20 protein-coding genes are annotated in these 19,645 nt (G+C 44.1%); 5 read left to right on the forward strand and 15 right to left on the reverse strand.

The features are described from left to right. Positions 1-9 precede the first annotated feature (9 nt). Both BCT49_RS08910 and BCT49_RS08915 read right to left on the reverse strand, forming a co-directional pair. Positions 10-567, reverse strand: coding sequence for a type II secretion system protein (locus BCT49_RS08910; protein WP_102434930.1), 558 nt, complete (start codon positions 565-567; stop codon positions 10-12). A gap of 298 nt (positions 568-865) precedes the next feature. Next, complete coding sequence (locus BCT49_RS08915) at positions 866-1,750, reverse strand: LysR family transcriptional regulator (protein ID WP_102434931.1); 885 nt, start codon at positions 1,748-1,750, stop codon at positions 866-868. A gap of 153 nt (positions 1,751-1,903) precedes the next feature. Here BCT49_RS08915 and BCT49_RS08920 point away from each other — a divergent pair, with 153 nt between their 5' ends. Beyond that, complete coding sequence (locus BCT49_RS08920) at positions 1,904-2,509, forward strand: short chain dehydrogenase (protein WP_102434932.1); 606 nt, start codon at positions 1,904-1,906, stop codon at positions 2,507-2,509. A 103-nt stretch (positions 2,510-2,612) separates the two neighbouring features. Here the strand turns inward: BCT49_RS08920 and BCT49_RS08925 are convergent, their stop codons facing one another. From BCT49_RS08925 to BCT49_RS08960, 9 genes are all read right to left on the reverse strand, one after another. Next, positions 2,613-3,239: a LysE family translocator gene (locus tag BCT49_RS08925; RefSeq protein ID WP_055319497.1), complete on the reverse strand. Its 627-nt coding sequence runs from the start codon at positions 3,237-3,239 to the stop codon at positions 2,613-2,615. A gap of 279 nt (positions 3,240-3,518) precedes the next feature. Beyond that, a complete protein-coding gene (locus BCT49_RS08930) occupies positions 3,519-4,379 on the reverse strand; it encodes a delta-class carbonic anhydrase (protein ID WP_102434933.1) in 861 nt (286 codons plus the stop codon). Between the two features lie 364 nt (positions 4,380-4,743). Then, on the reverse strand, positions 4,744-5,175 hold the full coding sequence (locus BCT49_RS08935; protein WP_102434934.1) for a hypothetical protein: 432 nt from the start codon (positions 5,173-5,175) through the stop codon (positions 4,744-4,746). Between the two features lie 134 nt (positions 5,176-5,309). Then, a complete protein-coding gene (locus BCT49_RS08940) occupies positions 5,310-5,687 on the reverse strand; it encodes a VOC family protein (RefSeq protein WP_102435032.1) in 378 nt (125 codons plus the stop codon). A gap of 5 nt (positions 5,688-5,692) precedes the next feature. Continuing rightward, on the reverse strand, positions 5,693-5,824 hold the full coding sequence (locus BCT49_RS26280; RefSeq protein ID WP_277869414.1) for a hypothetical protein: 132 nt from the start codon (positions 5,822-5,824) through the stop codon (positions 5,693-5,695). A gap of 93 nt (positions 5,825-5,917) precedes the next feature. Continuing rightward, a complete protein-coding gene (locus BCT49_RS08945) occupies positions 5,918-7,960 on the reverse strand; it encodes a M4 family metallopeptidase (RefSeq protein ID WP_102434935.1) in 2,043 nt (680 codons plus the stop codon). A gap of 399 nt (positions 7,961-8,359) precedes the next feature. Continuing rightward, positions 8,360-9,382 carry a tryptophan--tRNA ligase gene (gene trpS / locus BCT49_RS08950; RefSeq protein WP_102434936.1) on the reverse strand — a complete coding sequence of 341 codons (1,023 nt, stop codon included), beginning with the start codon at positions 9,380-9,382 and terminating at the stop codon, positions 8,360-8,362. 284 nt (positions 9,383-9,666) lie between these two features. Then, a complete protein-coding gene (locus tag BCT49_RS08955) occupies positions 9,667-10,440 on the reverse strand; it encodes a hypothetical protein (protein WP_102434937.1) in 774 nt (257 codons plus the stop codon). 161 nt (positions 10,441-10,601) lie between these two features. Beyond that, a complete protein-coding gene (locus BCT49_RS08960; RefSeq protein WP_102434938.1) occupies positions 10,602-11,951 on the reverse strand; it encodes a D-serine ammonia-lyase in 1,350 nt (449 codons plus the stop codon). Positions 11,952-12,108: 157 nt separating this feature from the next. Here BCT49_RS08960 and BCT49_RS08965 point away from each other — a divergent pair, with 157 nt between their 5' ends. Further along, a complete protein-coding gene (locus BCT49_RS08965; protein ID WP_102434939.1) occupies positions 12,109-13,302 on the forward strand; it encodes an MFS transporter in 1,194 nt (397 codons plus the stop codon). A gap of 15 nt (positions 13,303-13,317) precedes the next feature. On the opposite strand, the gene BCT49_RS08970 is transcribed toward BCT49_RS08965, so the two are convergent. From BCT49_RS08970 to BCT49_RS08985, 4 genes are all read right to left on the reverse strand, one after another. Then, entirely contained in the window at positions 13,318-14,115 is a 798-nt protein-coding gene (locus BCT49_RS08970; RefSeq protein WP_102434940.1) for an AraC family transcriptional regulator, read from the reverse strand. Positions 14,116-14,188: 73 nt separating this feature from the next. Further along, on the reverse strand, positions 14,189-14,722 hold the full coding sequence (locus BCT49_RS08975; protein ID WP_102434941.1) for a YbhB/YbcL family Raf kinase inhibitor-like protein: 534 nt from the start codon (positions 14,720-14,722) through the stop codon (positions 14,189-14,191). A gap of 205 nt (positions 14,723-14,927) precedes the next feature. Further along, positions 14,928-15,239: a hypothetical protein gene (locus BCT49_RS08980; protein ID WP_133151654.1), complete on the reverse strand. Its 312-nt coding sequence runs from the start codon at positions 15,237-15,239 to the stop codon at positions 14,928-14,930. Positions 15,240-15,248: 9 nt separating this feature from the next. Next, the gene (locus BCT49_RS08985) at positions 15,249-16,253 is read right to left on the reverse strand and encodes an amidohydrolase family protein (protein WP_102434943.1); all 1,005 of its coding nucleotides are present in this window, start codon (positions 16,251-16,253) and stop codon (positions 15,249-15,251) included. Between the two features lie 442 nt (positions 16,254-16,695). Here BCT49_RS08985 and BCT49_RS08990 point away from each other — a divergent pair, with 442 nt between their 5' ends. Genes BCT49_RS08990 through BCT49_RS09000 form a run of 3 tightly spaced genes read left to right on the forward strand, consistent with a single transcriptional unit; the run spans position 16,696 to position 19,554 of the window. After that, positions 16,696-18,105: an ATP-binding protein gene (locus BCT49_RS08990; protein ID WP_102434944.1), complete on the forward strand. Its 1,410-nt coding sequence runs from the start codon at positions 16,696-16,698 to the stop codon at positions 18,103-18,105. Next, positions 18,083-18,733, forward strand: a complete 651-nt coding sequence (locus BCT49_RS08995; protein WP_102434945.1) for a response regulator transcription factor — start codon at positions 18,083-18,085, stop codon at positions 18,731-18,733. Before BCT49_RS08990 ends, BCT49_RS08995 begins: the two co-directional genes overlap by 23 nt. Then, positions 18,730-19,554 carry a DUF2861 family protein gene (locus BCT49_RS09000; RefSeq protein WP_102434946.1) on the forward strand — a complete coding sequence of 275 codons (825 nt, stop codon included), beginning with the start codon at positions 18,730-18,732 and terminating at the stop codon, positions 19,552-19,554. Before BCT49_RS08995 ends, BCT49_RS09000 begins: the two co-directional genes overlap by 4 nt. The last annotated feature ends 91 nt before the right edge of the window (positions 19,555-19,645 follow it).

The following is a 19,645-nucleotide window of genomic DNA, read 5'->3' on the forward strand; positions in this document are numbered from 1 at the left end:
GTGTTCGGTTTAACACTCATCGTTAACTACTTGAACTGTACATACACAACCATCAGCTGGACATGTATCTCCACTCGTTCTACCACCAAAAGAGTCATAGAGAACATAACAACCAGATGGAAGATCGTCTATTATCGCGCCGCCAAGATCTCCAGTGGTAAACGGGTATTCATAACCAACCACTGTATACCTATTAGCAAAGTCAGACGTTAAGCTGTCATCATCTGACAAGGTAAGAAAATCGAGCATATTCAATTTGTCGCCAGACTCCCCTCGGCTTTCAGGACAAAGTGTCCCCCAGTCGACCTCAACGCTACCGATACCAAAATCGATAACATAGTTACTTTGATCACTTGGGTTGCTGGCAGCCGGATCTAGCCCAACAATAATAGCCTTAGAGGTTACCTGAGTGATGACTCCTTCCATCGCACCAGCGACGCCCTCAAGTACCGCTTCTCTCGCTGACTCTTGGATATTAAGAAACCTCGGGGCTGCTGTCACAGCTAAAACACCGAGTATCACGATAACAATGATTAATTCCATTAACGTAAAGCCGTTTTTCTTCATAACACCCACATCATCTGATAACTAAAAGATTCAATAACTCAATGAATTATCACCAACTATACATCTTGAATAGCACACTTAAAACTCAACTTAATTTTCTATAACCCATCTAGATTTAGTCAATTTTATAACTTTAAATCTCTCATACTTACTGGGAGCATTGTCACATAAGGCGTGAATGGGTTTTCTATCAGTAATATTGTAGGAAGAACTTGAGTTAGACACTGATTAAGTTTGATCCATTTCTTTGAGCCCACGCATGATCCAATGATCGACTGAAACGACTTCTTGTTCCTGACTATTCAACTTCTAACAAAGATGTGACCCACTTTTGCAGCGGATCATCGTTGTATCTTGGGTGCCATGCAGCTACCACATCGAAACTCTCTGGTGATTGCTCCATTGGAAGAGTGACGAGATTCAGCCCTTCTATCGCTCTGGATGGTAGGAAGGCAATCGAGTCAGTGGTGTTTAGATACATGGGTACGATGGAGAAACACGGAGCAGACACCACAACATTGCGCTTTAAACCGAACTTCCCAAACCATTCGTCAATCGACCCTTTAAAGTTTGGGCGAGATGGTGAAGCGATGATCGTCGGATAACTCGCGACCTCTTCTAATGAAGGGTTTGTTTGAGCGATAGAGGAATGAGGTGAAGTGACGCAAACATGGTGCTCTTCAAACAGCTTAATGACCTTATAGCTATCTGGAATGTAATCAGGGAATGCGATAGCTAAATTGACCTTACCGCTTTCCATTAACTCGTGCAGGTTATCGATTTCGAAGTCACGCACAATCAGCTTTAATTCCGGCGCTCGCTCCCTTAGCTTTGCTATCAAGCTCGGTAAAATAATCTGCTGGGCATAATCTGTCGCCGCAATCACAAACGTCCCTTTTGCTTTCTCTGGCACAAAATTAGTCTTTGATAACAGCAAGTTGAAATCGATAAGCAGACGATCCACACCAACAGAAAGTTCTTGAGCAAATGTCGTTGGAACAAACCCATTTGTCTTTCTTACAAACAACCTGTCGTCGAAGACTTCACGCAGTTTCTTTAAATGTTCACTGACGGCTTGCTGAGTCATCCCTAATTGGTTGGCAGCTTTAGACGCGTTCTCTTCACGTATTAGCGCTTGGAAAACCCTGAGTTGCTTTATGTCTAATCGATCTAATTTGCTCACACTTACCTACTTCCGTGAAATTGGATTCTATATGAGTGTAACACTGCACAAGAAAAACCAGTAACACTCACAATTAAGCTTTGTTTCTACTTGTTTAGTCATTTAGTTAAAGTTCCTCCATCGAAACGAAACACATACAGATCGGAGAACAACATGAAAACAATCATTCTAATTGGCGCACGTGGCAAGATGGGTCAAGCAGCACTAATGGGCTTAGGCAATCACAACGTAATCACAGCGGGTCGCTCTGGCGATGTCGACCATATTGTTGATATCACCGACCCAAAGTCGATTGAAGCGCTTTACAAGAATGTGGGACACTTTGATGCGGTTGTGAACACAGTCGGCCTTTGTGAATACAACACCTTTGCAGATATGACAGAAGAACAGTGGGTGACCACAGTAATGAGCAAAATGATGGGACAAATTAATCTTGTTCGCATCGGCCAAAAATACATTGCTGATGGTGGTTCATTTACACTGATTAGCGGTATTTTGAACGTGAAGCCAATCCCTTTCGCTATTGCAGACGCAACCACCAGCGGCGCGATTGACACCTTCGTAAAGTGTGTCGCTTATGAGATGCCAAGAAACACACGCATCAATGTCATCAACCCGACCGTGCTCGCTGAAGCGTGGGATGTTTACGGTGAAATGATGCCAGGTTTTGAGCCCGTACCAAGCAAGTTAGTCGGCAAAGCATTCGAGCGCTCAGTCGATGGCTTCCTTACTGGTGAAGTGATTTTTGTAGACGCTTAGATTTACTAACAAAGCGTACATCTATAACGAAAAAGGCGAACCCATCGGTTCGCCTTCTTGTTTAATGAGTCGAGCTTAAAGAATCGAGCTTAACAAGCTATGTCTACCGATTTATCGCCAAATATGAGCCAGCTGCAATCATTATTCCACCTGCACTTTGGTTTAACCTTTTATGTGCGCGTGGCGTTTTAAGTAAACTGGCCATTCTGCCCGCGCCCATTGCAATGAGCATTAAACCAGACATCAGAGCAACCGCCGCTAAAACCGAAACCAATATGATATCTTGCGACTGCAAAACCGTCAGGTCAATGAACGTAGGCAAGAATGAAATATAAAACAGAATCACTTTCGGGTTTGATGCTGAGATCAAAAAGCCTTGCGCGAAACTGGCGAGTTCTGATTTTTGGCTTTGCTTGGCTGCGAGCTCCGCAGAACCTTGCACTTCAGGTAGGCTCTTAAACATCTTGTAGCCCAAGTAAATCAGATAAGCGGCACCAACGTAACGAATCACCTCAAAAGCAAACGACCAGTTCTCAGCAATCGTCGCTAGGCCAAAACAGGCAAGCGCAAGATAAATCAGATCACTGCATATCATTCCTAACGAAAGAGTGATGCACTTTCGCCAACCATTAACCATACCGCGAGCTAAAATGGCAAATACGCCAGGCCCCGGAGTAATACCAAATATAAACATGGCAATAAAGAATGTAACTGCGCCTTCTAGTGACATCTTCCGTCCCTCAAATATCATTCAACATTATAATTTTCGAACGTATCATGGAGCCCCGATTCGGGTAAAGAACGTTTTTGTCTAAGAGACTGTTTGACTAACAGCGTTTTTAACTAAGAACGATTCACACGACTCATGTTTTGAATAAGTGTCACACGTAATTTCCCCACGAGGCATGCCCCTAAAGCTAAACCCAACGTGTTTTTCGATAAGACACAAAAAAGGCGAACCTAGTGGCTCGCCTTTACAAAATATTAACTACGAATCAACGCAACAAGATTAGTTCGCTATTGGTGACAACAACTCTGGGTTTACAACTATGTTTCTCACACCGTGTGCGTGATCTTCATTGAAGTCGTTTCCTTCACACCAGTTGCCAACCGTCGCGATGTTTACTTTCGCTACTTGTGGACGAACACTCCATGTTACTTGGAAAGGTGAACCTTGCTCGTTGTAACCTGGGCCCGTTGTAGAGCCTGCGTATTGAATCGCTGAGCCAGTATCTTGTGGAATGTTAGGTGCTTGATGCAAACCGTTGACTTTAGAGTGCTTAGCGAGTGCTTCGAAGTCGAGAGCCTTGTCATCATTCACTAACACATAAACTTGGGTTTCAACACGCAGTTGCGGGTTGGTAATCGCATCGTTGAAACAAGCACCGAGGGTTTCGCCCGGTTCGACTTGAGCGGTTGAGTACACGTAATGCACTTCGATGGTGTCGCCCGAATGCAAAGAGCCATGATCGCTCGGACAAACCTTGCCCTCAAATGGTTTCAGCTCAGCCGTACTTAACTTACCTGTGTATTTAAAGCCACTCTGGAAACCTTTTCCATCACCGTTACCAGCGTATTGAGTAAACTCACCCCCTTTGTGTTCTGCGTTCTTATGGAAGTGGATATTACATAGGTTCATGGCTGTTGAATCTGGCGCATCGGAAAACAGACGAGCGTTAGTTCCCTGCAAAGAACCCAAATCACGTGGGGCTTGCGGGCCGAAACCTTTGCCTTGTGTGTTTTCAGACAGGTTCGCTCTTTGTTCGGCGATAACACTGTCTGCTACAGACTCATGGTTCGCGTCAGATGCGTTCGCTTGAGCCGCCAACATGGCCATCGCGACACTTAAAAATACACTCTTATTCTTCATATCTCTTCCCTAGAATATTGATAACAAAACTAAATACCGGATTTCACGGCAAACATACTACTATGCTCACAAGTGAATATCAGACATTGTCTTTGTAAGATTAGATTTCACAGCTTACTTTGGGAAGAGTATTAAAACCCTTGATGCATATAACAAGTCAAACACGGTAAATACGGCGAGTCCATTCCAGAACGAACAAATACCTACTTTGCTGACTGTCTCTTGACTCAAGCCGGCAAACAAGCGAACAACAGTTATAACCAGAACTACACCCAGAACTAATAGTAAGTTTCAGATATACAAAAGACGAACCACTTGGCTCGCCTTGTTTACTGATTCGATGTTCTTAATTCAAGCTATTCGCTCAACCATTGCCTGTGGCAAATATTCCAAAGGTCAGAACGTTCAATGTGTCTGTTACTCCCTCGAACGACTTGATGACTTTCTTAGTCGGTTCGTTGTTGAGCAATAGGTAACTTCCCAGCCCTTTCTCATTGTCGGTCTCAACTTCATCTTGTTTCGCTATTACTTGAGATGAGTGCACTTCAGAATCTTCGAATGCTTCTGATACAGGTTCAGCTTCTGCTTTAACGTTGGCACTAGTATCCTGAACTAAATCAGCACTTGTCTCATCCGTTGACTCAGCAATGACGTTTAGATTCGCATCATCTTCGATAGTGTTCGACAAAGTGTCTTCGTTGCTCAATGTCTTCTCGTCAATCTGCTCATTACTCGTGGTAGAGCAAGCCGTTAAGAAAAACAGACTAACGATGAATGTGACTAGGTTACGCACCATAACGATAAGGCTCGAATTAATAAAACATTGTTCGATTGTAATTTATTTGTCTGGCTACATCCAGTCCCAAGTAGCTTAAGAGCGTGATTGATTGAATCTAAAGATAAAGTAGAAATGAAGTTTGAAGCTAAATCCTAATAGTTAGAAACCTCAATCAGATTGCCATCAGGATCTCGAACATAAACAGAGACAATTTTACCCGTCGCACCTGTTCGCGGTACTGGCCCCTCTTCTATCTCTATTCCGTTCGCTTTGATATGTTCGATTACCTCAGCCATGGGTGTATTGGTAATAAAACAAAGATCAGCACTTCCCGCTTGCACACGTTCAGCCTTTGGTTCGAACTCATTGCCTTGCTGGTGAAGGTTTACCTTTTGATTACCAAATGACAACGCCAAGCGACCTTCTCCGAACTGGATGGGTTTCATGCCTAACACGCGCTGATAAAAATCTACCGTTATCTCTATATCTTTAACGGTTAGTACCAAGTGATCTAAATGACTGATTTCCAAATTAATCATCCTTGTGTCGTCGTTACTGAATATTGCGTGCTGAATGCCGAATAAGCCTTAGCCTTAGCCTTAGCCTTAGCCTTAGCCTTAGCCACATACTCTAATGTCCAACGTGCTAACACAAGATCAGCATCCATCTTCACCTCTCACTTTGAACGAATAAAGGGAGCACAGACTGCGCTCCCTTCTCATCAGTTTTAGCTAACTTAAATCACTTTAAGTCGTTTTAGCTAGTAACAAGCACCTTCAAATACCCAGTACCAATAATTGTTGAACGGGTCGGCTCCCCAGTTATCCGCAGACGCTGAGAATCTGTTGCCGTAATACTGAATTGCTGTGCCTGCTGGATAATAGTAATTTGGATTCCACTCTTGAAGGTTATCGCACAAGCCTTGTGGCTCAGGTTCTGGTTGAGGTTGAGGCTGAGGTAATCCAAAGTCTGCGCTAACAGCAACGTAAGCATCCATTGAGTTTTGAGCGCCGTCCACCAGCACGTAGATATCCTCACCTTGCAGGCCACCAAAACCGCAATATTCATTGTTATCTGAGTTGGTAGAAGAGCAATCGTAGTCGCTTAGTGACGCAGGTCGACCGATTGCGACATACAAGCCAACGTTACCGTAACCATGATAAGTCTGAATCCAAGCGTCACTTCCAGGTGCATTCCTTAGAACGAACTGTTGCTGATCATCGCCACCACTCACAATTGGTGTTGGCACGTTTATCTCTAGTTCCACGACACCAGGTGTTGGAGTTGGAGGGTTAGGGTTCGGATTTGGCTGACCAGAACCACAGTTCTGTACATCAATACCCACTTCGTTAAACGCAGATTTCACTGCAGAGGTCTCATAACCTAACTTTTCAGCAGCTTTGCACACCCCGTTGGCACCTTGTTGGAAATCCGAGTTTGGTGTCCAGTATAGTTGGTTCGCGGTAGCGTAAGCCTTAAACGCTTTTTTGATACCCCAACTGTTGCTCGTGGCTAGATGGTAGAACGCTTTATTAAAGATCCCTGAACTATGGTGAACATCAATGCCATTGTAGTACTGGTTGATGTGACCGATAGACATACCATCTTGACTTGGGTTAATGAAGTAACGCATCGCATCACTATGCTTCATTACATGCTCGCCCATCTTCCAATTGAAAGTGCCATGTACATATTCACTAAGCGCCGCAGCAGCTACATCAGAGAAAGATTCGTTCATTCCGCCCGACATACCACGATACTCAAGGTTTGAGTTTTGCTCAGTAAAGCCGTGGCTGACCTCATGAGCAATCACGTCCCACGTCGCCAATGGATACATGGATTGGTTACCATCTCCAAACGTCATTTGGCGGCCATCCCAAAACGCATTCCCATAGTTCGAACCGTAGTGAACACGCATAGTAAGCTTTTGCTGAATAGGACGTGTGTTCAACCAATCTTGATACATGTCGAACACACGTTGGCCAAAGTAGTGTGCGTCGTTCATTGGTGCATACGCACCGTTAACTGCGCGATAATTATTGACGTTCTTACCGTAATTTCCGTTGCAGCTAAATTGATGAATCTGCCCTGAGCCTTGTTGGTTGTTCATGTTCATAGTCACAACGTTTTGGCTGTCCATCTGGCAATACGAGTTGACTTGGAATCCGCCAAACTGCGTATTCGATCCAAAGTAATAGCGACCACTTTTCTGGTTTCCACCCGGTCCTTCTGCCTCTATGAACGCAATCCCTTCCCATCGATCCAGTAACTCACCCGATTTAGCATCAACAAGCGTAATCGGTCTTGAGGGTGCCATGCCCAAAGTCTGCAAAAAATCGACCTTATAAATCAGGCGCGCTTGTTGCTGTTCATCAAGCCAAATAAGAAGCTCAGTGTTAGGATCACGAATAGTCGCTGCGGCAACCCCTTTATACTGTGACTTCGCAATATCAATAGCTTGCTTTGCGCTAATCATTGGCAAGGTTGATCCGATATCAGCTTCAATGCCCGTTAATACTTGTCCATCGACTGCTTTCGCAATGCCCTTCTTGGAAAGATCAACTACTACCGATTGACCGTAAACCGGAATCCCGTAATGAAGTTGTGTTTTACGTAGGAGTGTTGTTGTACCTGTGTTTACTCGACTTGCATCTTGGTAAGCAAGTGGTTGGCTTACAGCGGTAAAACCCTGTGTTGTTTGATTGAGTACTGTAGATAAATCGACTTGCGAGTAGTCGACAACATTGGCAGCTTGAGAAGTAAACGCTATCGGAAATAGCATTAGTAAATGTGCACCACGCATACATCACCTTTATAATTATGTTTTTATTAATTCACCAACTAGATGAAGTCGCATCTTAACGATAGATATTGCACATAAAGAAATTAACTCAGTTGCATATGTGAGATTAATTCAAAACATAATTAATGATGTCTTTCGAACTGAGATATACCGCAAAAATTTATTTAAAATCTTATAGTTAGCTAAATGCTGAAGTGTTACTTCTGTAAATAGGAAATGATAAATCGCACAGTAATAAGCATTAAAATCAGTCCAAAGAAGTCACGTAAACGATAACCTCTTTGGTGGTTTCACACAGGTCGGGTAACCGATGACGAGATCAGATCGCTATCGGGCACTCGTCTTATGAATAAGTGAAGGATGAAATGTGAATAGATGAAGAATAATCGCTGATGAAACTTACAAGATGTTCAAGCCAAATAGTTCTTTAACATCAAACAACACGGTTTCTGTTCTTTCTCTTGATAGCTGCGTGCCTTGGCGCAAGATATCGATGAGTTGCGCTTTGTCATCCAGCAATTCGGCTCTGCGTGCTCTTATCGGGCGAATCATCTCTTGTAGGCACTCTTCCAATACCTTCTTAGTTTGGCCATCCCCTAACCCGCCTCTGCGGTAGTGATCTTTTAGTTCATTGACGTAGTGAGCATCAGTATGGAAAGCATCAAGATAGGTAAACACGATGTTCCCTTCTACTTGGCCAGGATCTTCGATTCGTAGATGATTTGGGTCGGTATACATGGATTTGACTGCGGTACGAATCTCTTTCTCTGTCGCACCAAGGTTAATCGCGTTCCCCATTGATTTGGACATCTTGCTTTTGCCGTCGGTGCTCGGAAGACGAGAGGCATTGCTAAGCAGAGGTTTACACTCATTTAAGATTGGCTTGCCCGCGAGCGAGTTTACTTTTCTCACGATCTCGTTGGTCTGCTCTAGCATTGGCAATTGGTCGTCACCCACAGGAATCAAGGTCGCGTTAAAGGCTGTAATATCAGCCGCTTGTGAAATCGGATAAGTCAGAAAACCAGCTGGAATTGAGCGACCAAACTCCTTGTTTTGAATTTCACTTTTAACGGTTGGATTGCGTTCCAAACGAGCGATAGACACAAGGTTGCTGTAGAACATGGTGAGTTCAGCGAGTGCTGGTAACTGTGATTGAAGGCAGATTGTGGTTTTTGTTGGATCGATGCCTACCGCTAGATAATCAGCCACCACATTAAGAATGTTAGACGAAACCTTGGCAGGATTATGAGCGTTGTCAGTAAGCCCTTGCATGTCGGCAACCAATATCGTTTGGTCGTGAATATGTTGCAATGAAGTGCGCTGCTGAAGTGAGCCAACATAATGACCTAGATGTAAAGGGCCCGTAGCTCGATCGCCAGTCAGAATGATTTCTGGTTTGTTCGTGTTTTGAGGTGTTTTCATGGGGTATCTCCAAGTAAAAAAGGCTACTGGAGATAAAAAGAGACGACATTCTTAACTACCTTCCAGCAGCTAAAGAATGTGAGTATTCCGTGCTGCTCTAGATAGAGCACCACCAAAAGAAAATTGAAGTTGAAGCGGAAGTAAATTTCATTATTAAAACCTACCAATAATAAGGGTTAGCGACAACCCTTTTATTGGTAGACAATAAAACTAACGTACCGAAACCAGTTTTCGATGCGTTTTAAAACAGAAACTATTGAAGATGGATATCGTAAGTAAATGTATTAATTACATAAATCAATGATTCTAGAGCGCATAGCTTGGTTGACGTTAAAGTGAGCATTCAAAAACTCAAGCTGTGCCAGAGCAGATTCCGCCGTGCGCTCATAGCCTTGAGTAAAGGTCGGTAATAACTGAGCGAACTTAGGGAAGCGCGCCTCTAGCCTTCTATCCGACATAAATTCATCGACGAATTCTGGCTCAGACGTTTCAGTTTGATCCACTAAATCGATCAAACGATCAAGCGCGTAAGATTGAACAAAACGACTCCCAGAAAGCTTTTCACCGCGATTATAGCGAGACATACCCACATAAAGATTGGTCAGTGCTTCACCGATGATCCATTCTTGAGAGTTCGTTTCAGGGACACCTTTTGCTGGTGGAACACAACACTGAGTATCAAAGCCAGCGTCCTGCCAAACAATACGACCTTCAGCAAAGGGAATGTGTGCTAATTCGTTTGGTTCGAATACCGCAAACTCACAGAATATCCCATCGGCATAAAGTACTTTATAGCCATCGACCGTGTTCCTTACGGCATAGTCGATTGGAAGAATATCAGACAGCCAATGCAAGCTGTCTAAGAAGTACTGCTTGTGCCCCGTTTGCACTATCGCGAAGAAATCCACGTCAGAATAATGATCCAATCGCTCCGTTTCAATGCCAACAGAACCGAGCCCCAACAAGGCATGCGCCTTACCAGAAGCTTTCAAAGATTCCCCAATGGCATCTAAGCGCTGTAAGAGTTTTTCTGGTGTATTTGGTTGTTGTACTGGCATCGCTCTATCCCTATCAAGTTGAATGCCACTCAACCTAACTGATAATTAGAACACCTATGAAGCCTAATTTATAAAATATGTGTTTGGGATAACGATCTGCGCAACTTATTGCTTCGTTTAAACTCACAAATCATCCACCAGCGTCCGACTTTCTATCCGATTTACACCGAAGACTTAGCTAAATACGCTGCCATTTCTTGCTCAGGTACCATGCCTCCGCCCGTCGCCCAAACAAGATGTGTGGCATTGGCTAACGTAGAATCATCGATGCCTAACCTTTCCAGATACTCACTGTTGTGTTCAACATGAACTGCGCCCGGCATACCAGCCAGTGCAGAAAGCTCTAACTGAATACCTTCGGCTTGATTCAATTCACTTAACAGTTGATACATACGCTCATCGGTTAATGTGTAGTAACCATCCAATAAGCGCTCCATTGCTCGACCAACAAAACCAGAAGCACGGCCTACTGCAAGTCCGTCTGCTGCGGTTAGGTTATCAATACCCATATCTTGCACTGCAATGTCATCATGCAAGCCAGTGTGGACACCCAACAACATACAAGGTGAATGGGTCGGCTCAGCAAAGATGCAGTGAACATCATCACCAAAGGCCATCTTTAAACCAAATGCCACACCACCGGGGCCGCCGCCAACACCACATGGCAAGTAAACGAACAATGGGTGCTCTTGGTCGACAATAATCTGCTGTTGCTCAAATTGCTGTTTAAGTCTCTCTCCCGCCACAGAGTAACCAAGGAACAGGGTTTGAGAGTTTTCATCATCAATGAAGAAACAGCGCGGGTCTTGTTCAGCTTCTTTACGCCCTTGCTCTACCGCTACACCATAATCTTGCTCATACTCAACCACATTAACGCCATGCTCGCGCAGTTTGTTTTTCTTCCACGCTCTCGCATCAGCAGACATGTGAACCGATACCGTAAAGCCAAGCTTGGCACTCATAATACCGATGGACATGCCTAGGTTACCTGTCGACCCTACGGCAATACTGTATTGTTTGAAGAAGTCACGAAACTCAGGCTCTAGCAGTTTGCTGTAATCATCACTCTCACTCAGTAATCCTGCTTCAAACGCTAACTTCTCGGCGTGGGTTAATACTTCATAAATACCGCCACGGGCTTTGATTGAACCTGAAATCGGCAAGTGACTGTCTTTTTTCATCATCAGACGACCTTTAATCGACGACTGATAATGCGCTTCCAGCGTCGATTTCATCGCTGGGATATCAATAATCTCAGACTCAATAATACCATTAGTGATTTGAGTTTCAGGGAATGCCTTCGCCAGATAAGGAGCAAACCTTTGTAACCGCTTGCTTGCATCGTGAATGTCTTTTTCTCCCAAACCCACATAAGGTAAACCCTGCTCTAGCGTTGTGATGCTTGGGTTAAACCAACTCACCTCTTCAAGTGCTATCAGTTGTTTTAGCAACGGGAAATCACTAGTGATCTTGTCTATGTTTAATTCACTTTTTGGGTTCAATTCAGTCATGGGTTACCTTCTCTGGCATAAAGCAATCTGCGCTGCTATACAGCGACATGCACTCGTTCAATCACTTGGTTTTGTGCCTATTAAAACGGTATTTGTGAAATCATTCAATGATCTGTAGGCTAGCGTTTCTTCTCATAAGCACACAGTAGAACAACCTATGAGCGCTTCACTTCGTAACAGCATTTTCATCATGTTAGGGATTCTATTCCTATCACTTAACCTTCGCGGGCCATTTACGAGCTTGGCTCCGGTGCTTTCTCAGGTTATGGAAGGGCTCAACCTTAACTCTTCTGCTGCTGGATTCTTAACGGCTTTACCGCTGCTAACCTTCGCTTTGTTTTCACCATTAGTCACCAAGATATCCCAACGAATCGGCCTTGAGCCTAGCCTGTTGTTAGCATTGGTGTTGATCACGACAGGTATTACGCTACGTTCTTTTGGAATTATTCCTACCTTATACATCGGTACTGTGATGATCGGGCTTGGTATCGCGATTGGTAACGTGTTGTTACCGGTTGTGGTCAAAATCAGCTTCCCGACACGCATCGCTACCGTGACTTCTTTGTATATCTTTACGATGGGCATTGGGTCGACATTGGGCTCAAGTTTGATGGTTCCGTTTTCAGAACTGACCTTGTTCACGCTGACTGGTTGGCAGTTAGCGCTGTTAATGAACTTAGTATTTCCAATATTGGCCTTGATGATCTGGTTACCTAAAATCAGAAAGCGTTCTTCTTCTGCCACCAATAAGAAGCAAGAAGATAAACCTCTGCCAATGAAAAAGATGATTAAGAGTGGTGTCGCGTGGCAAGTAACGTTAGCACTTGGGCTTAACTCATTTACCTTCTACTCTTTGGCTGGTTGGTTGCCACAGATCTTGAACGATCTTGGCTACAGCGAGATCGATGCGGGTTACATTTACGGATTCCTGCAGTTTTCAACCATGGTTCCAGGGCTATTGTTACTGCCATTCTTAGGCAAAAGCGATAACCAACAATGGCTCATTACCCTTTGTACCTCAAGTGTGTTTGTTGGATTGATTGGCCTACTGTACTTGCCTGATTTTGCCATATTTTGGGTAGGACTGTTTGGATTGGCGAACTGCTCAACCTTTATTATTGCGCTTTCTTTTGTGGGACTGAGAACCTCAAATAGCAGCCAAGCCGCTTCACTGTCTGGCATGGCTCAGGGCATTGGTTATGCTCTAGCGGCAACAGGCCCAACTCTAGTCGGTAAGCTTCATGCTCTGACTGATTCTTGGAGTGTTCCGATTCTATTAATAGCAACTGTCGCGTTTGCCTGTACGATTTTTGCAGCGCTCGCAGCAAGAGACAAGAAAGTCAGCGTTTAAACGACAGCAGAATGGCTATGCCCTTGCGTCTGTCTTGCTCGCGACTGTCTTGATATATTCACTCGGCGACAAACCAAACTTGCCCTTGAAACGTTGGCTAAAACGCCCTTCTGATTGATAACCACAAGACTGAGCCAGCATTGCAACGTTCTGCTGTCCATTCTGCATCAGGAAAAGGGCGTGACTTAAGCGCACTTCCGCCAGCACCTCGCGATATTGCATACCTTCAAGTTTCAACTTACGGATAAGCGTGGCGCGGCTCATAGCAAAACGTTCGGCTACCGATTCCAACGGATGCTTGTCGTCCGGTGAATGCGAAAGATAGTGGCTAAGCTTTTGGCTAAACGAAACGTTTGAACTAATAAACAGCCGGTGCAACACGCCCTTCTCTGCTAATTGCTGATACAAACCCTGTAACCAAAACTGTTGGGTATGCTCGCTCATACTCTGACGATCAAACGAAAACAACGCATTGAGTGAATCTTGCAAACCACGGTCAGTTTCAACGGTAGGTAAATCCAGTTCATTTGCTCGCTCTGCACTGAAATCGAGCATGGATTGCGTAGGTTGGAAATGAAAACAGAACACACGCGAAAGGAAACGTCCTTTGTGAGGCATATTCTCAAAACTCAATGATGCCGATGCTTCACACAGCAACAACTCTGAATGTGTAAGTTCGGCTGCCGACTCTTTCCAAAACAGACGCTTACTGCCTGTGATTATCTGAATAATACTAGGGGATAGAATCCTCACATTGCGCAGCTTTTGTAATTGCTCGGCACGAAAGACTGTCACTTGATATTGATGATTCATCTCATCCCCTTATCTGTTTTGTTGTATTTCTTGTACTTATTGTTCGTCTGATACTGATTGCTTGATTAGCAAACTAACGAGTGTAAGTCGTTGTCAGCTTCGCTTTGTCTAGCGCCATGCTATTCAAGGTGAAACCCACAACAGCAGACGGTGTATTTTCGTCTAGGTTAAGTTTGTCCGTTGGTAATGCCCAAACCGTGAATTGATAACGGTGCATGCCATCATTTTCTGGAGGACAAGCGCCACCGAAACCAACCGTGCCGTAATCGATGCGCCCTTCTTTACCACCAAACTTAGAGATATCGACACCACGAGGCAGCTCATTTACCGTCGTAGGGATATCAAACGCCACCCAATGCCAGAAGCCGCTTTCAGTTGGCGCATCTGGATCGTAAGCCGTAATCGCAAAGCTCTTGGTACCTGCTGGCGCGTCTTCCCACATCAACTGTGGTGACAAGTTATCGCCATCACAGCCCCAGCTTGAATATTCAAACGTCTTCGCCATTGGGTGACCTTCTTGAATATCATTACTGGTTAATTCGAATGCCTGAGCCGAGCCCGCTGTTAAGATGCTAATTGCCAATACTGATTTAATGAGTGTTTTCATGGTAGTTCCTCTGATTAGGTATGAGTTAAGTATATTTACTCATACAGGAACGCACCCAACATTATGTATCATATTAAATCTAAACAAGGCAAGTGGTGATACTTTTTGTATTTTATCGCAATTTAGTAAGGATTCTATAACTAACAAGAAAAACCGGAAGTATTGAAACGTTCCGGTTGCTCCGTTAGTGCCATTTTTCCTTGGTTTAGTAAGACGAAATAACTTCACCTTCAATTTTCACTATCTCTCCATCTTTTATAATGGTTGATAGGTACGTTTTTGGTTGGGCCACGATTTGTATGTCCTCTAATGGGTTAGCCGAATACAGAAGTACATCAGCCATCGCACCTTCTTCAATCACACCTACTTTGCCATAAGGGTTGCGTTTATCGGTCAGTTGCAGAATTTCACTGTTAGTGCCCGTTGCTTGAATCATTATTTCTGCTGGCGTGAACCACTTTTCTCGCAAAGCCAAGTCCTGCAGTTGTTGCTCTCGGTTATCTAAACCTTCCAACAAATCGGTTCCCTAACCCGTCTTAACATTGTATTTCTTAATATGGTCAAAGATATTGTCTAGATTTTCCCAACCTTGCTTAGCTTTAAGGTAACGCGGGTCGTTTTTGTCTATCGTGTCGAGCAGTTGTTTAAACACCAACACTTGAATCGAAGTGTAAAGCCCTTCGTTGGCAATCATTGCGAATGTCTCTTCATCTGCCATTGCAGCATGTTCGATCGTTTTTACACCCGCTTTAATCGCTCTCTGAATGCCTTCTGAAGAATGTGCATGAACCATTACATACGTGCCGTAATCAGAGGCAACTTTCACTGCAGCTTCTATTTCTTCCAATGTGTATTCGTTCACGTAAAGTGGATCGGTGCTAGAACTCACACCGCCAGTTACTGCCATTTTGATTTGAGTCGCACCTTGGTAAAGATTGTTACGTGCAGCTGCCAATACTTCATCGGTGCCGTTAGCTAAAATACCAATGCCCATCTGTTCGATTGGATCTACCGGACCGCCCCACTCTTTGGGTAAGAAGTTCGGGTTTCTGAAATCAACATGCCCTGAATATTGACCAATCAGTGCCTGTGATGGATAAATTCTTGGCCCCGGTATGAACTTATTGTCGATGGCCATTTTCAATCCAGCCGAATTCCCTGCCGCATCTCGAATCGTCGTGACACCACGCAATAACATGTCTCCAAGTTCGTCTACCGCAATCGCATCAACGTATTGGTTTGGTGCTCGTAAAAGTTGGCCTAAAGGGAGTCCGAGCGTTGAGTGCCAATGGTTATCAATAAGACCGGGAGTCAGGGTTTTCCCTTCGCCATTAATAATCGTCATGTTTGGCAATGCTACTAAGTCCTCGCCAATTTGTTTGATGATATTGTCTTCAATAATGACATCCATGTTCTTCTGTAGTTGCTTTGATGTGCCGTCAAAGATGTCTACATCCTGAATAATAATGTCCGAAGCGAAGCTAGGAGTTTGGACTGCAAGTAAGATGGCGCATGCCAGTAATTTTTTCATGGGTAACCTTTGCGTTAATTAAAATGAGTCATCGCTCCCCTCTAATATTTTCCAACATATGTAGTGGGTGCGTTTTGATGACGTCACTTTAACGACCGGTAAGATCACTAACATCACAACCAAATAAAAACGGCATTAAACTTAAATAAAACACTAACATTCAATTATTTAACGTTAATTTTTAAATGCAATTTCGGTGTGTTTTATTTGTTTTTTATACAGGTTTGATATCGTGACTTCTTTGTATATCCTTACGATGGATATTAGGTCGAAGCTAATGCCAAGCTTGATGGATCCGTATTCAGAACTGACCATGTTCACGATGATTGATTGGCATGCTAATCACAGTTTTAAACAAAAGTGCACTTGTTGACATTCAGGTTACAAAACTTGACCAAAACACTTTAGACTCACCCAACTAACTTTTAACGAGAATGACTGGATGCGCAGGCTGACATTAGCCCTTTGTTTGACCCTTTGGCTTCCTACGCTAGCCAATGCCCAAAGTTTGCAAGACAAGTGGCAAACCCTGTATCAACTTAGTTGGCAATCGTCTCCTATCTCAGTTTCTCAGCAAGAGTTAACCCAATACCCGAAAGCGCTTCTTCAAGAAAGCAGTCGTTACCCGGACTTCAACAAGTTCAGTTGGGACGACATCGCAGAGTTAGCTTCGATACAAGATCACTGCCAAGCAATTGAAAGCACCAACCCTTCTTTGAATGATGCCATCGAATTCGAACTGGCTTTGTGTCAGGAACAACCGTTGGATTCAATCTGGTTTGCGGCGCACTCCAAACGACACCCTGCTGGTGGCAGTTTTGCTGATCGTTATGTTGCTCATTACCCAGAGAACAGTGAACAAATCCATTCGTTTTTGAGTATCAGCAATCCTCTGCACCCGTTGTTTACCAAGCTCGAAAGCTTAACCGCAGACGGGAAAGAAGCTCTACTCAATGGATACCGTGCTTGGCAACAAGGTGATGTGCTTTGGTTGAGTGGCGAACAAGGTTGGAAAGCGATCCCGTCGGAAGTTTGGCAGCCTATCGCAGAGCAACAAGAAGTGACGTTGTCGGGAGAGAATTGCACTTTTCGTTACAGCAACCTGTGTCTGAGTGAATCGAGTAACGACAGGCTTGTCATGAAGCTTGTGACTCTTTCATTACTTTTAACGCTATTTTCCGTGCTAAGTAGAGCCTTATATCTGCGAAGAAAAGAGCGTAAAGAGAAACAGTTTGTGTTGCAGCTTCTCACACATGAACTCCGCACACCGATCACTAGCCTTGGCTTAACCGTCGAAATGTTTAGAAATCGCTACGATGAATTTCCCGATGATACCCAAGGGGCAGTTTGGCGCTTAATCTCAGACTATCAAAGGCTCTCTCAGCTTACTCAAAACAGTAAAGTGTATCTAAGTGCCGATCAGTCCGAGCCTTTATTGAAGCAAAACGCATCATTAGAAGAGTGGCTCGACCATGTTTGCGAAAAGCACAATATTGCTTATCAATGTGAAGCAAGAGATGTTGAACTGAACCTGCCTTATTACTGGCTAACCATCTGTTTAGATAACTTGATCAAGAATGCCAAGCAGCACGGGCAAGGTAAGGTTTTAGTCAAGGTCACCCTTGCCGATAAGCTGAGTATAGAGGTACAAGATGAGGGTCACTTCCCCTCTTTGATACAACGACTTATTTCAAGAACGACACCGTGCGCCAATCACAAACAAGATAATATGGGCATTGGCCTAACTATTGTCGAGCACTTGATGAAACAAGCGAATGGCCGTCTCATCATTCTCCGTAATCCAACTCGATGTATTTTGGAAATCGCTTATGAACACCCTACTGCTGATTGAAGACGACCAACTACTTGGACTAGGGCTTGTCAGTTTCTTTGAGTCCAATGGGTATCAATGCCTTTGGGTGCAAGATGCTCAGAGTGTCAGTAAGCTTTGGTTACGTGCCGATCTCGTGGTGCTTGATCGACAACTTGAAGACGGCGACAGCTTACGACACTTGCCTAATTGGTTACTGCTCAAAGCCCTGCCAGTGATCGTGTTAACGGCTAAAGTGGAAGTTCAGCAACGCGTAGAAGGTTTAATGGCTGGCGCCAAAGATTACGTAACTAAGCCTTTCTCGAACGAGGAATTGCTGGCACGAGTGATCACTCAACTTCGCCCGTTAGGTGTTAGCCACTTGCATTACGCCAACATCCAAATCAACTTATCCGAAAGAATCGCTTATTTGGATGACAGCCCAATTGCGCTCAAGCCTAAAGAGTTTCAGCTATTGGTTCTGTTTGTTCAAAACCAAGGGCGCGTGTTCCACCGAGATGAGTTATTGAATAAAATCTGGGGTTATCAAGCCTTTCCAAGTACAAGAACCGTTGATAACCACATACTGCGTTTACGTCAAAAGCTACCAACGCTGAATCTAGAAACGCATCGTGGAGTTGGTTATCGTTTGGCTGGGGAATCACAATGAAAGTAAGTTCATTAACAGCACTGCTCTGCACATTGCCCTTTGCATGTCATGCAGCTTGGTTTACCAATACGCCATTGCAACACACCTATCAATCACTGCTCGATGATCAACCGCAAGTGGCATGGCAAGAACTGGAAATCGCGCTTGATCAGGCGGAGCTAGATAGTCAACTTTGGTTACCCGTGAAACAAGAAATCCTGAGTCGAACTCAATGCGGAAGCACTCTTGAACAAAGTGCTACGCCCAACAACCACATCCAAGTCAGCTTTATCAAACGCCACGGTCTTTCGTCACAAGGCTATCAGATCAAAGTGTCTGCGGAGCAACTCAGTGAAGCGTCAGAAGATCAAACGCAACGCATTTCTCTGGTTTCGCCTAATGGGAAAGTGGTTATCGACGGACAGCTCAATGTCGATGTCGATGTCGAATATCAAGAGATCGAAACCAGCGAGATGTTCCTCAAGCCTGAATCGGGTGTTTATCGGTTAATGATAGGGTCGAACAACTACCCTATTGTTGTCGCTTTGGACGATAACAAGCGGTGGCTAGCACTCGAAAGTAAACTTAACGACCCGCATATTGTGGTAACACCACCAGAGATAATCGACAACTGCCCAGACACCAATGTCAGTTGGCAGTGGTTTGATGAAAACTACGATATGCTAGGTTTCAAGGTGCCAATCAAAACAACGCAAGCATCTGTTCCTACAGAAAGCCCGGCCGGAGCTAAAGCTAAACACTTAAGTGCATCGGTTGAAATGTTTGAATACCAAGGCGCAATTGAAGTCCAATATGTACAGCGTGTCGCGGTGCCTTTCTAAATTAATCTCGCATAAGAAAGCATTAAACACCCAAGGGAAAGAATAGAGACATATAGGTGACAAAGCACTAACACGACTTGGGTGTAATAAC

The organism is Vibrio lentus (assembly GCF_002875945.1).
GTDB lineage: Bacteria > Pseudomonadota > Gammaproteobacteria > Enterobacterales > Vibrionaceae > Vibrio > Vibrio apostichopi.

Excerpts from the sequence above, each read along its gene's own strand:
- BCT49_RS08910 (WP_102434930.1), bottom strand. The coding sequence starts at position 567 with ATGAAGAAAAACGGCTTTACGTTAATGGAATTAATCATTGTTATCGTG.
- BCT49_RS08920 (WP_102434932.1), top strand. The coding sequence starts at position 1,904 with ATGAAAACAATCATTCTAATTGGCGCACGTGGCAAGATGGGTCAAGCA.
- BCT49_RS08925 (WP_055319497.1), bottom strand. The coding sequence starts at position 3,239 with ATGTCACTAGAAGGCGCAGTTACATTCTTTATTGCCATGTTTATATTT.
- BCT49_RS08930 (WP_102434933.1), bottom strand. The coding sequence starts at position 4,379 with ATGAAGAATAAGAGTGTATTTTTAAGTGTCGCGATGGCCATGTTGGCG.
- BCT49_RS08935 (WP_102434934.1), bottom strand. The coding sequence starts at position 5,175 with ATGGTGCGTAACCTAGTCACATTCATCGTTAGTCTGTTTTTCTTAACG.
- BCT49_RS26280 (WP_277869414.1), bottom strand. The coding sequence starts at position 5,824 with ATGGATGCTGATCTTGTGTTAGCACGTTGGACATTAGAGTATGTGGCT.
- BCT49_RS08945 (WP_102434935.1), bottom strand. The coding sequence starts at position 7,960 with ATGCGTGGTGCACATTTACTAATGCTATTTCCGATAGCGTTTACTTCT.
- trpS (WP_102434936.1), bottom strand. The coding sequence starts at position 9,382 with ATGAAAACACCTCAAAACACGAACAAACCAGAAATCATTCTGACTGGC.
- BCT49_RS08955 (WP_102434937.1), bottom strand. The coding sequence starts at position 10,440 with ATGCCAGTACAACAACCAAATACACCAGAAAAACTCTTACAGCGCTTA.
- BCT49_RS08960 (WP_102434938.1), bottom strand. The coding sequence starts at position 11,951 with ATGACTGAATTGAACCCAAAAAGTGAATTAAACATAGACAAGATCACT.
- BCT49_RS08965 (WP_102434939.1), top strand. The coding sequence starts at position 12,109 with ATGAGCGCTTCACTTCGTAACAGCATTTTCATCATGTTAGGGATTCTA.
- BCT49_RS08970 (WP_102434940.1), bottom strand. The coding sequence starts at position 14,115 with ATGAATCATCAATATCAAGTGACAGTCTTTCGTGCCGAGCAATTACAA.
- BCT49_RS08975 (WP_102434941.1), bottom strand. The coding sequence starts at position 14,722 with ATGAAAACACTCATTAAATCAGTATTGGCAATTAGCATCTTAACAGCG.
- BCT49_RS08985 (WP_102434943.1), bottom strand. The coding sequence starts at position 16,253 with ATGAAAAAATTACTGGCATGCGCCATCTTACTTGCAGTCCAAACTCCT.
- BCT49_RS08990 (WP_102434944.1), top strand. The coding sequence starts at position 16,696 with ATGCGCAGGCTGACATTAGCCCTTTGTTTGACCCTTTGGCTTCCTACG.
- BCT49_RS08995 (WP_102434945.1), top strand. The coding sequence starts at position 18,083 with ATGAACACCCTACTGCTGATTGAAGACGACCAACTACTTGGACTAGGG.
- BCT49_RS09000 (WP_102434946.1), top strand. The coding sequence starts at position 18,730 with ATGAAAGTAAGTTCATTAACAGCACTGCTCTGCACATTGCCCTTTGCA.